At 63.5% G+C, this 11588-nt stretch carries 10 protein-coding genes and 2 pseudogenes; 6 read left to right on the top strand and 6 right to left on the bottom strand.

The genetic code is table 11. The features are described 5' to 3' along the window. Positions 1 to 186 precede the first annotated feature (186 nt). Complete coding sequence (locus HL653_RS17245; RefSeq protein ID WP_171745610.1) at positions 187 to 1209, bottom strand: IS110 family transposase; 1023 nt, start codon at positions 1207 to 1209, stop codon at positions 187 to 189. Between the two features lie 509 nt (positions 1210 to 1718). On the opposite strand from HL653_RS17245, the gene HL653_RS17240 reads away from it, so the two are divergent. The 3 genes from HL653_RS17240 to HL653_RS17230 all read left to right on the top strand — a co-directional run bounded on the left by HL653_RS17240 (position 1719) and on the right by HL653_RS17230 (position 4351). Continuing rightward, complete coding sequence (locus HL653_RS17240; RefSeq protein ID WP_171745609.1) at positions 1719 to 2258, top strand: hemerythrin domain-containing protein; 540 nt, start codon at positions 1719 to 1721, stop codon at positions 2256 to 2258. A gap of 187 nt (positions 2259 to 2445) precedes the next feature. Continuing rightward, a complete protein-coding gene (locus HL653_RS17235; protein ID WP_253716994.1) occupies positions 2446 to 3210 on the top strand; it encodes an alpha/beta fold hydrolase in 765 nt (254 codons plus the stop codon). Next, on the top strand, positions 3203 to 4351 hold the full coding sequence (locus tag HL653_RS17230) for a PAS domain-containing sensor histidine kinase (protein WP_216599891.1): 1149 nt from the start codon (positions 3203 to 3205) through the stop codon (positions 4349 to 4351). Before HL653_RS17235 ends, HL653_RS17230 begins: the two co-directional genes overlap by 8 nt. A 326-nt stretch (positions 4352 to 4677) precedes the next feature. Here the strand turns inward: HL653_RS17230 and HL653_RS17225 are convergent, their stop codons facing one another. From HL653_RS17225 to HL653_RS17215, 3 genes and pseudogenes are all read right to left on the bottom strand, one after another. Then, the gene (locus HL653_RS17225) at positions 4678 to 4941 is read right to left on the bottom strand and encodes a DksA/TraR family C4-type zinc finger protein (RefSeq protein WP_171745607.1); all 264 of its coding nucleotides are present in this window, start codon (positions 4939 to 4941) and stop codon (positions 4678 to 4680) included. Positions 4942 to 5106: 165 nt separating this feature from the next. Next, on the bottom strand, positions 5107 to 7341 hold the full coding sequence (locus HL653_RS17220; RefSeq protein ID WP_171745606.1) for a xanthine dehydrogenase family protein molybdopterin-binding subunit: 2235 nt from the start codon (positions 7339 to 7341) through the stop codon (positions 5107 to 5109). 2 nt (positions 7342 to 7343) lie between these two features. After that, positions 7344 to 7943: pseudogene (locus HL653_RS17215) on the bottom strand (xanthine dehydrogenase family protein subunit M); the annotation flags it as partial. On the opposite strand from HL653_RS17215, the pseudogene traF reads away from it, so the two are divergent. Further along, positions 7938 to 8309 (top strand): annotated as a pseudogene (gene traF, locus HL653_RS17210) (conjugal transfer protein TraF); the annotation flags it as partial. The pseudogenes HL653_RS17215 and traF sit on opposite strands and share 6 nt — an antisense overlap. A gap of 56 nt (positions 8310 to 8365) precedes the next feature. On the opposite strand, the gene HL653_RS17205 reads toward traF, so the two are convergent. Then, positions 8366 to 8764 carry a type II toxin-antitoxin system VapC family toxin gene (locus HL653_RS17205; protein ID WP_171745605.1) on the bottom strand — a complete coding sequence of 133 codons (399 nt, stop codon included), beginning with the start codon at positions 8762 to 8764 and terminating at the stop codon, positions 8366 to 8368. After that, positions 8761 to 9012: an AbrB/MazE/SpoVT family DNA-binding domain-containing protein gene (locus HL653_RS17200; protein ID WP_171745604.1), complete on the bottom strand. Its 252-nt coding sequence runs from the start codon at positions 9010 to 9012 to the stop codon at positions 8761 to 8763. Before HL653_RS17200 ends, HL653_RS17205 begins: the two co-directional genes overlap by 4 nt. A 546-nt stretch (positions 9013 to 9558) precedes the next feature. On the opposite strand from HL653_RS17200, the gene HL653_RS17195 reads away from it, so the two are divergent. Together HL653_RS17195 and HL653_RS17190 are read left to right on the top strand one after the other, a co-directional pair. Continuing rightward, positions 9559 to 10110 (top strand): hypothetical protein, encoded by a 552-nt coding sequence (locus tag HL653_RS17195; RefSeq protein WP_171747061.1) that lies wholly within the window; start codon positions 9559 to 9561, stop codon positions 10108 to 10110. A gap of 49 nt (positions 10111 to 10159) precedes the next feature. Next, positions 10160 to 11587: a conjugal transfer protein TraH gene (locus HL653_RS17190; RefSeq protein WP_171745603.1), complete on the top strand. Its 1428-nt coding sequence runs from the start codon at positions 10160 to 10162 to the stop codon at positions 11585 to 11587. Position 11588 lies beyond the last annotated feature (1 nt).

The raw sequence follows: 11588 nt of genomic DNA, 5'->3' as shown, positions 1-11588 counted from the left end.
TGGTGCGGCGCATAGTGCCGCTGGCCGTAATGCCATTCGCGCGTCTCGGGTCCCGATCAATCCCGCGCACTCGAGGTGCTTGGGTCATAGTGGGTTTTCCCGATCCGGCGGTTCAACCGGCTTGTTGCATTAGCTCCTGATCGCCCTTTCCAACCTCGTCAGGCGCGGTCGCCCGCGCCGTGTTCCTTATGCCACCAGCGGCTCACGATACCGCTCACCGCTGGCCATCATCGCCCAGATCATGCGCGCGTTCTTGTTGGCGAGCGCAACCGCGGCGACCTTGGTCTTGCGGCGGGCGAGCAGCTGAACAAGCCACGGCCGCTTGGCGCCGTTACGTTCGGCAAAGCGCACCACCGCCATGGCGCCGACGATCAGCATCTGGCGCAGGTACTGATGGCCGGCCTTGGTGATGCCGCCGAGCCGCTCCTTGCCGCCGCTGGAATTCTGCCGCGGCACCAGGCCGATCCACGCGGCGAGGTTGCGGCCTGAGCGGAAGATCGCAGGATCGGGAACGGTGGCGACGATGGCGCTGGCGAGCAGCGGCCCCACGCCGGGTATCTCCATCAGCCGACGGCCAAGCTCGGTCTCGCGTGCGCTCGCCAAGATGCGGCGGTCGTTTTCCAGGATCTGCTCTTTCACAATGCGCAGCTGAGCCGCCAGCATCTCCAGGCAAAACCGCGCATCGGACGGCACCCGCTCGTCGGCAGGATCGGCGATCACGTCGAGGAGCTGCTCGATGCCGTTCCTGCCGATCGGCGCCGCAACCCCGAACTCGGCCAGATGCGCCCGCATCGCGTTCGACAGCTGCGTCCGTTGGCGGTTCAGGATCAGGCGGACACGATGGAGCATCATCGCGCTCTGCTGCTCAGGCGACTTGATGCCGACAAAGCGCATCGTCGGCCGGGTCACCGCCTCGCAGATCGCCTCGGCATCGGCTGCATCGTTCTTGCTGCGCTTGACGTACGGCTTCACGTACTGCGCCGGCATGAGTTTCACGTCATGCCCGAGCGCCACCAGCTCGCGTGCCCAGTAATGCGAGGTTGCGCAGGCCTCGATGCCAACCAGGCACGGCGGCAGCTTGGCGAAGAACTTTAGCATGCGGCCACGGGTCAGGCGCTGGCGAACCACCGCAACACCCTCCGCGTCGACCCCGTGCACCTGGAATACGTTCTTCGCGAGATCGAGACCTATCGTCGTGACGTTCCCCATCGTGGCTCTCCCTTCCGGCTCTCCGCAGATCATTCTGCGGGAGGGTTGGAGAGCCGTCCACGTCATCAATCCCGGCCATTCATGCCGCCCATTCCGCTTCCCGAAACCGGTCATCCGTTAAGGTGATCGGGCGCCCGCTAACGAGGCTTCAAGCCGACCGCTCGAAACGGCTTGGAGAGGGACTTGCCCATCGTTCCTGCTACAAAGGCTAAACGGCAACTTCCAACAAGAATCCAAAATTCGCGATCTTTGCCGCGCGACGCCTTCAGGCGCGCCAAAGCAAGGAGATGCCCGACACGCACTGAGCTAATCTTCACCGGATCGCCATTGGATCGAAGCTCGGCGTGGTTGCCCACCCTTCAAATGCCCGCCCGAGCCTATGCAGGGAGAATCTTGCCGCAAGTTAGCAAGATATACCTGACACAGCGGTCTGAAGAGCGGAACATTGCATTGAGGGCGTCGGTTCTAATGTTTGAAAAACAATAGTTTTTCGCAAACAGGAGAACCTCATGTCCGTGTTCGACCAAGTGATCGCTGCCGTCACCCCGCCGGAAAGCGATGAGGCACGGCTGGAAGCACGTGCCAACGCGCAGGCGGTGGCGGAGCCGGGCGGATGGTTCGCCATGATCCTCGATCACCATCTGCTGCTCGAGGACGCATTTGCCACGACCAGGGCGGCGCGAGATGCAGCGTCGCGCACCGCCGCGCTCAAACATCTTGGCGTGATTCTGACAGGTCATGCGATCGCCGAGGAAGCCGTGATCTATCCCGGGCTCGGCGAGGCAGGCGAAAAGGGCCATGCCACGATGGGTTATAACGAGCAGGTGATGGTTAAGATGCAGATGGCCATGCTCGAGAAACTCGAACCCATGAGCCAGGATTTCGACGACAAACTCGAGCATATCCGCGGCGCGGTCGCGCATCACATGTACCAGGAAGAGGGAACGTGGTTCATCGAGCTATCGGAAAAGGCGCCGGCAGCGGATCAAGCAAAGATCACGCAGCGCTATCAGGAGGAATGGTCGCGCTATGTTGGCGCGGACGCCTGACATAGGCGATAAGCTTTCGAACCGCTGACATAAGGCCGTGCCGCGAGGGGCGGCCTTTACGTTCGGGCGCTAGACTGCTTTCCGCTAAAAATTGCGTCGCGCTACAGACGCAATCGGCCTACGCAGGCATGACTATGCCGACGGGCGGCACGGAGATGTCGGCGTGTCGGTAGTGCAGCGGAACAATGTGAAGGTGACCGGGCACGGCGCCCAGACGATTGTTTTCGCGCATGGCTTCGGATGCGACCAGAATATGTGGCGGCTCGTTCAGCCCGCCTTCGAGCCAGAATTCCGAACCGTCCTGTTCGATCATGTAGGGGCCGGTGGCTCCGACCTCTCGGCCTATGACGTCGTCAAATATGATACCCTGCAGGGGTATGCCGACGACCTTGTCGAGATCGGCCGCGCTCTCGATCTGAACGGCGCCGTGTTTGTTGGCCATTCGGTCAGTGCGATGATCGGCCTGCTTGCCTCGATCGCCGATCAGGCGCTGTTCTCGAAGCTCGTGCTGGTCAGTCCGTCGCCCCGCTATATCGACGACGGCGCCTATCGCGGCGGGTTCGCGCCCGGCGATATCGAGGAGCTTCTGGAGGCACTGGCCGACAATCATCTCGGCTGGTCGGCGATGATGGCCCCGGTCATCATGGCCAACCCTGATCGCCCGGAACTCGGTGAAGAACTGACGAACAGTTTTTGCCGCACGGACCCTGCAATCGCGAAGCAGTTTGCGCGGGTGACCTTCACTTCCGACAATCGTGCCGACCTTGCGAAGGTCTCTGTTCCGACGCTGATCCTGCAATGCCGCGAGGACGCGATCGCGCCGCAGGAAGTCGGCAACTACGTCCGAGATCATATCGCCGGCAGTGAACTGGTCGTTCTCGATGCGACCGGCCACTGCCCCAACCTCAGCGCGCCGAAAGACGTCATCGCCGCGATGCGCGCCTTTGTCTGAACCGCCGCATTCCGGTTCCTGTGCACCGCAGGAGGATTTTAAGGATCTCTACGACACCGCGCCATGCGGCTATCTGTCGGTCGCGGCCGACGGAACGATCGCGCTTGCCAACCAGCGGATTTCGAGCTGGACGGGTTACGATCATGGCGCACTGATCGGGCGGCGGCTTCAGGACGTCATCAGCGTACCGGCGCGGATCTTCTATGAAACTAACGTCTCGCCGTTGCTGCGGCTGCAGGGCTTCATAGATGAGGTCGCAATGGATTTTCGCGCGCGCGACGGGTCGAAGGTGCAATGCCTCGTCAATGCCGCCGAGCGCCGCGATGCTGCCGGCGACCTGATCTTCACACGGCTGACGATTTTTCGCGCGATCGAGCGCCGGCGATATGAGCGCGCACTCGTCGACGCAAACGACGCGTCGCAGCGCGCCGCCGCGATTGAGCGCCAAGCGTCAGAACTACGCGAGCAGTTTATCGCGGTTCTGGGCCACGATCTGCGCAATCCGCTGGCGTCGATCAGTAGCGGCGTGCGGTTATTGACGGAGCGCGAGACGATCAGCACGCGTGGACAGCGGATCCTGACTCTGATGCAGGGCAGCGTGATCCGTGCGTCCGAACTCGTCGACAATGTCCTAGACTTCGCGCGCGGGCGGCTGGGCGGTGGCATTGCGTTGTCTCGTGACCAGCAGGCGCCGCTCACACCAGTGCTGGAACAAGTGGTCGCGGAACTCACGTCGGTTAATCCCGATCGCGCGATCGAGGTCCGCTTCGCCATTGCCGAGCCGGTCGATTGCGACCGTGTGCGTCTGGGCCAACTGCTGTCGAACCTGCTGGGCAACGCGTTGACGCATGGCGCCAAGTCGGAACCGATCCGCGTCGATGCGGCAACCCGCGAAGACCTTCTCGAAATCTCGGTCGCCAATGGTGGGCAACCTATCGAGGACGCAGTGATGGCGCGGCTGTTCCAGCCATTTTTCCGTGGAAATGGCCATATGCATAACGTCGGCTTGGGCCTTGGGCTGCACATCGCCTCTGAGATCGCTAAAGCGCATGGCGGCATATTGCGGGCACAATCAAACGCTCAAGAGACGCGCTTCACCTTTTCAATGCCGATGACAACATCGCCGCAAATCGAGATCTAGACCGCGATCGTCGCCTCGAAGTCGGCGGCGAATGCAGGCCTGTCGAGCGGCTTTCGAAACACTCGGCCAGGAGGGTCGCACGGCGAACAGGCATACGCGAGTACGAGCTATGGGTTCCGGCTGACTCCGGTGCCAGCGAGGCCCCTAAGCACCACCGCCGGGCATCGGAGATCATGGCCAAGAGTATGAGGGCCGACACTCGATGCACGGCGGAGCGATCACTCATCAAGTGGCCGGGAGCCCTCGGATAGCTCCCTGGAAGAGCCCGCCGGACGGAGTGATACCGTTCGATATGCGAGGCTGCCATCCTATCCCTGCCGGCGCGATCAACGAAGCTGACTGTCCTTACTCCCGCGACGATTGATACCTGAGACGGTGCGCGTCCGGTCCCGCTCGCTCTGGCACGCGATGCAGGTGCGAACACTGGGCACTGCATCTCGCCTCGCGGACGATATCGGCTCACCACAATCATCGCACCCTTCCGTCCCTTCGCCGACCGGCATCCGGGCACGCGCTGCCGAGACCGCATCCCTGACGGTGTCGTCGATCTGATCCTGCACGGCCCCATCAGGTGCCCATCCGTTTGCCATAGTTCCAACTATTCAAGAGAGGCGCCGCGTCGAGAGCGAGTGGTTCACGTATGAAGCATGATCATGCTCAAAGGGGCAGCCCGCGACGTATGCAGGGACAAAAGCATGTCGGCTCGCGATGTCGCCGGCTCCCACCTCGCGGTGTGATCTGGACGCGGCCAACCGTCATTGAATGTCAGGCAAGCCGGGCAAGAGCTTGTCGAGCGTGATCGGGAACTCCCGCACACGGATGCCCGTCGCGTTGTAGACGGCGTTCGCGACAGCGGCCGCCGCACCTGAGATACCAAGCTCGCCAATGCCCTTCGCGTGGATCGGGTTCGCGTGGACGTCGCGCTCAGCGAGGAAATGCACCTCGAGCTGGGGCACGTCGGCGTTTGCCGGGACATGATACTCCGCGAGATCCCGATTCACGAGCTTACCGTTCCGGGTGTCGTGGTAGAGTTCCTCGGTGAGGGCCGCGCCGATCCCGAACGTCATCCCGCCAAGGCATTGCGAGCGAGCCGTCTTCGCGTTGAGGACACGTCCGGCGGCGAACACGCCGAGCATCCGGCGGACCCGGATCTCACCGGTGACGACGTTCACGCCGACCTCGACAAAGTGGGCTCCGAAGGAGGCTTGGGTTGTCTCCTTCTCCTGCTTGCCCGGCTTGATGTGCCCGATCGCGTCAAGTCCTTCGCCGACCAGTTCGCTGATCGGTACCGACCTGTTGGCACCGATCGCGACGCCGTCCTTCAAGGTCAAAATCTCGACATCCACGCCCATTGCCTTGGCGAGCTTGTCCTTGAGCATCTCGCAGGCAAGGTAGACGGCGGAGCCCGACGAGCCGGCTCCCCACGAGCCTCCCGAGCCCGCCGCCGGTGGCGCATTGGTGTCGCCGAGTTTCACCTTGATGCGATCGACGGGGATGCCCAGAATCTCCGAGGCGATCTGCGCGAGGATCGTATAGCTGCCGGTGCCAATGTCGGTCATCGCCGAGGCTACGGTGGCAGAACCGTCCGAGTGGATCTCGACCTTCGCTGCGGACTCCATCAGCATGTTGCCGCGAACCGCCGAGGCCATGCCAAGCCCGATGAGCCACTCGCCGTCGCGCCGTTCGCCGGGCCTGGCGCGGTCGCTCCACCCAAAGCGCTTTGCGCCATCGTCGAGGGCTGTTGTCAGGCTACGCGAAGAGAATGGGACGCCCTTCTCCGGATCGACCGACGTGTCGTTCACCTTGCGAAGCTCGATTGGGTCCATGCCGAGCTTTTCGGCCAGCTCGTCCATCGCGCATTCGAGACCGATCATGCCCACCGCCTCGCCCGGCGCGCGCATCGATCCCGACAGGACGAGATTGAGCGGGATCTGTAGATGGCTGATCAGTCGGTTCTCGCCCGCATAGATCATGTGAGTGCCGATGCCGACGGGCTCAAAATAGTCCTCGCCGGGCAGGTTCGATACGAAGCTCTCCTGCCCGATCGCGGTCAGCCGGCCATTGCTGTTCGCTGCGAGGCGCAGTCGCTGCTCCGTATTGGAGCGCCGCACGGTCGCCTCGAATACCTGCTGGCGCGCCATCACCGCCTTTACCGGTCGCCCGATTTGCCTGGCTGCGATCGCTGCCGCAACGCTCTCCGGCGCGATGCCGAGCTTCGAACCGAAGCCGCCACCGATATATCGCGAGATGATGCGAACCTTCTTCACCGACAGTCCGAGGGCCTTCGCAAGCTGCGACGCATCCGATGTGGGCATCTGGTAAGCGCCGTACAGCGTCAGCGAGCCGTCCCCATCCCAGACCGCCGTCGAAGCATGCGGTTCCATCGCAGCAGAGTTCTGACTTGGCGTCGTGTAAGTCACGTCGATCGTGATCGGCGCCTGGGTCATGGCCTTGTCGACGTCGCCCTGCGAGAAATGACCCGGCGTCACGGCGTCGGGGGGCGTGTAGGCCTCCCCCCGGTTGACCTCGCTGTCGAAGACGCCCTCACCACGCTCGTAAGTGACGGGAAGCTGGAGCGCTGCGTCTCGCGCCGCCTCGTAGCTCTCCGCGATTACGATTGCGATGATTTCGCCGGTGAAGGCGATCTCCTGGACGCGCTGGGTTGGCGCTTTGGTGTCTCCGCCCTGTCCCGCGACGCGAATGAAGCGATCGAAGTCCCAGACCACGTCGATCACGCCAGGAAGGGATCGAACCACGTCCGCGTCGATGGAAACGACCTTGCCAGCCCCGATCCTTGCGCTCACGAGAAAGCCGTAGGCGAGACTATCGAAGGCAAACTCTGCCGCGTAAGTCGCAGCGCCGGAGACCTTTTTCGGGCCGTCGACGCGGTCGAAGGGTTGGCTGATGGCGCCCTGAACTCCTGTGTCGAGCAGGCTGAACGGATGGGGCTTGTCCATCGTCAGACTCTTGGTGTTGCCGAAACCGAACATGCTCATGCTCCCGTCAGATCGCGCAGAACCGCGATCAGCGTGCGGCGTGCCAGAGGTATCTTGAAATCGTTGGAGCCGTGGCCTTTAGCTTCGGCGAGCAGCGCGTCGGCGGCGGCAGCGAAGACGTCCCTACTCGGGACCTGTCCGACCAGCACTGCCTCAACGCCGGGATCCCTCCACGGCATCGGACCCAGCCCGCCAAAGGCAAGCGAGGTACTGGCGATCCTGCCATCCTCCAGACCGATGACGGCGGCGACGGAGACGAGGGCGAAGGCGTAGGACGCGCGATCACGCACCTTGCGGTACGCCTGCCTGCCGACGGGCGGCTTCGGCAGGGATATGTGCGTGATCAGCTCGCCGCGCTCGAGCACGGTCTCGATGTGAGGCGTGTCGCCGGGCAATCTGTAGAAGTCGTGAATCGAGATGCGCCGTCGGTCACCATCCGCCTTGAGGGTTACGATCGTCGCGTTGAGCGCCCGCATCGCCACCGCCATGTCACTGGGATGGGTGGCGATGCAGTGATCGCTGGTGCCGAGCACGGCGAGGATACGGTTGATGCCGCCGATCGCGTCGCAGCCGCTTCCCGGCGCGCGCTTGTTGCACAGCGGTTCCAGGAGGAAATGGGCTGGCAGGTCACGCTGATCGATCTCGACCAGCGCTCAGGCCTCGGCGACCGCTACGGAATCCATGTCACGCCGACGACCATGATCATCCGACGCGGCAGCCCGCAGCATATGATCGTCGCCAGCGGGGTCGAGGCCTATCCCAACCTCGCCCAGACAACCTATCAGGCTGTTCGGCTCCTGCGCGGAGACATTCGACCCGAACAGTTCATGACGGGCGCCGGGGAGGATGGCGGCTTCTTCGACGCCCTGGGCTTGGGCCCCGTTGCCGCCACCGGTCCAGGCAACTACGCCGAGGGCGTCACCGACCTGAGCCAGCCGGCGATGGACGGGCCGGGGCAATGACGACAGCCTCCCAACGCATCGGGTCTGCCGGGGCCGGCCCCATGGCACGAACTGGGTCAGCTCGGGATGATAGTGCTTTCCCCCTGCAGGGCCAGCAATCGGACCGCTTGCCGGTCAAAGCTCATGAAGGTCTCGCCGCCGAGCCATTTCCCGGAATGAGCGATGACACCGTCGGCAAAGTCGCCGCCTGCCTCGAACAGCGCGAGCCCGGCCTCGACCGCGCCTCTGTCGGCGGCGACTTTGTCCGCCGCGATCAGAGAGCGGATCGCGGCGGCGGTCTCGGATCTGCCGAGCTTATAGACGCGCTGCGTGACCCAGCAGAACTCCACCAGGCACGTGACCGGCAGGGCGATCAGCGTCGCACGTTCCAGGGCATCCTGCGCCAGTCGCGCCTGCTCCGCGTCATCTGCGATGATCGCGCGAACGAGGATGTTGGTGTCGACGGTGATCTTCACAACTCGCCCGCCCACCCCCTGGAGATCGCCTCATTCATGTCTTCGATCGAGATAGGCGCCTGGCCCTCCCGCTTCAGGGCGCCGAAGACAGCCGAGATGGCACCGCGCGGCTCTTCTGCGCGTACTTCGATCCGCCCGTCGGGCAGCTTCTCAATCGCGATCTTCGATCCCGGATGGACGCCGAGATGGCGCAGCAAATCCTTTCGGAGCGTGATCTGGCCTTTCGCGGTCACCGTCAGGGTCGTCATCGGAGAGGTCCTTCTATACCCCCACAAAGTAAGGCAGATCATCCTTACGTTCAAGCCGATTTGGCCAGATCGGAACAAGGGTGAGGTGGGCAGGCGATGGAACCACGCAGCCTGGATCCCGGCGGTGCCACCATCCACGGCTGTTCGCTGTGGTCCAGGCATCCGCGCAATGCTCCGCCCCGTACATGGGGCTACACCCATGAATATGGGTCGCACAGGACCCGCCGCGGGTCCGCTCACCGAGGGCTGGCCACCATCTGCACAACATGGCGGTGACCACGGCGTCAGCGAGGCACCAGGCGACGGACGCAGCCGCAATTCTCCGAGCGGCGAAGCGACGATGTCGAGGCGACTGCCCGGGCTGGTGCCGAGGTGTCGGAGCGCCAGAGCAGGCAAGATCACCGAGCCGTCCGCACCGATAGTCAGCATCAGATTTTCCTCCCCGCGTTTCCCTCAATCCCCTGAGACGGCGAAAGCGCGCATGTGGGGCGTTTCCTCGTGCTGAAACACACGCGCCTCTTGTCGTGGGCGGCGATCCTCCCGATCATGGCGACGTCTGCGAGCGCAAAGGATCGAAGCGCCGTCCCTTCGACCGGCGCAGTCCCCCGATCCGCCATGCACCCCGTAAGCGATGGAAGCGAACTGCGGGCTTCGCTCGGCCGCGTCCCCGTCACGCGTGACTTTCCGCCGGACTTTGCGGACACACTGCGCAAGAGTGCCCCCATCTTCATCGTCGAAATGAGCACCGCTCCGGGCTGTGTTCCCTGCGGAGACCTGTGGTCACGATTACAGATGATGCGGACGACATATGGACTGCGCATCGCTCTGATCACGCCGGACGAAGCGATGCTCCGGTCGGGCCGGTTTGGCCTTCCCTGGGTTGGCCACCCACTTGCATGGGCACGCGCGATCGAAGACCCGAACCGCGCGGTCCCGGTCGCGATCGGCACCGATCATGCGGCCAACGTGGCGCGGAACATCTACCTGGCGTTCAAGATGATGACCGGCGTGCGCGCCGCCGTCGGCGTCCGCGCCATGGCGAAATATACCGGCATCGTGGGCGTGTCCGCCCCACCGCCGCCGTCATCCCGGAGGTGAGCATGGCGGGCTCTCCTTCCTGGCTTCTCCTGCTCCAAGGGTATCCGCCATGGTTTTTCGATCGCCACGCCTGACGTTCCTCCAAGGCGGACTTACGCTCGCTCTGAGCATCGCCGGCAGCGCGCCGGCCTGGTCGCAAGGCTGGGCGGAAAGCTGGTTCGACAGCGCGACCTACACATCACCGGGCAGCTTCGAAGACCAGACAAGGGGTTATCTCACCGCCGGAGGAATGTCCGGTCGGGTGGACGTCCATAACGACTATCTGATGAGCCTGACGCTACCGAAGGTGAAAGCCGGCTGCGGCGGCATCGACATGTTTCTGGGTGGCATGTCGTTTCTCGACCCGGACTATCTCGTCCAGAAGCTGGAAAGCATCCTTCAGGCGGCTCCTGCCGTCGCCTTCCAATATCTGCTCGAAACCCTCGACGAAAAAATGGGAAACATCGTCTCGAAGATGGAGGCCGCCACCAACTTCCTGAACTCCATTCAGGTCAATGACTGTCGTCTCGCTAATAGAATGGTCCAGATCGCCAAGGGTGACGACAATATGTCGGGCATCATCGAGGAGATGACCGGATATAAATCGGTGCGCGCCGGCTTCTCGAAGAGCTTTCAGCAGAGCCGCGAGCGGATCCAGGCGAACAACAACAATCCGACAGAGGATCTGAAGGACGCGCTCGCCAACTGCCCGTCCGAGGTGACGGATATCTTCCGGACCGGGTCGCTGCTCGCGCATGCCGCCTCGCGCGTCGGTGCGGGCGACTGGGCCGATGTGATGCGGGCCAGGGTCGGCGATGTCTACATGCGGTGGAACGAGGCCGACAGGGTGCCCCTCTTCTCCGCTATTCCCGCCTGCCCCCGCCAGGATACGGAGTCAGCCGACGACTTTCTGAGCGGGCGCGTTCAGCGGCGCGCGCTCTCCGTCCCCGGCAGCGGGTCGGACTGCACGAATGACGGGGGCAGCGGCGCGCTGGCGCTCGCGCGCGCCCGCATGGAGACGATCGCCACGAAGATCCGGACACGGGTTGCGCTGACGGGGGACGAAAAGCAGTTCGTCGCCAATGTGGGTACCCTGCCCGTCTATCGGATGCTCGAATGGGGCGTACGCGAGGGCGTTTCGTCTTCGGTCATTGCGGATACGGATGAGCTGGTCGCGCTGACGCTGGCCTATCAGATGCTGGACGACCTCAACCGGTCGATCGACTTCGCGCTGAGCAATGCCGAGCGCGGGGCGACCACGGCGGGAGCCAGCGACGCTGCCAATGCGAATATCTGCCAGACCCGAATTCTGACGAAGGGCATCGAGCAACTTCGCATTCTGCGCGAGGAAGTGCTGCGTCAGCGCGCCCAGATGCGTCAATCGTATCTGGCAGCACTCGGCTCGGCCAACCTGTCGGCCAGCTATTCGGGGTTGCTCCGCCAGCGTGACCGGGACGCCCGCGACGCCGCGGGGGCTGCCGCGAACCGGGAACATTGAG

The sequence above is a fragment of the Sphingomonas sp. AP4-R1 genome (assembly GCF_013113735.1).
In the GTDB taxonomy this organism is placed as follows: domain Bacteria; phylum Pseudomonadota; class Alphaproteobacteria; order Sphingomonadales; family Sphingomonadaceae; genus Sphingomonas_I.
This window is presented reverse-complemented; position numbering and strand designations above follow the sequence as displayed.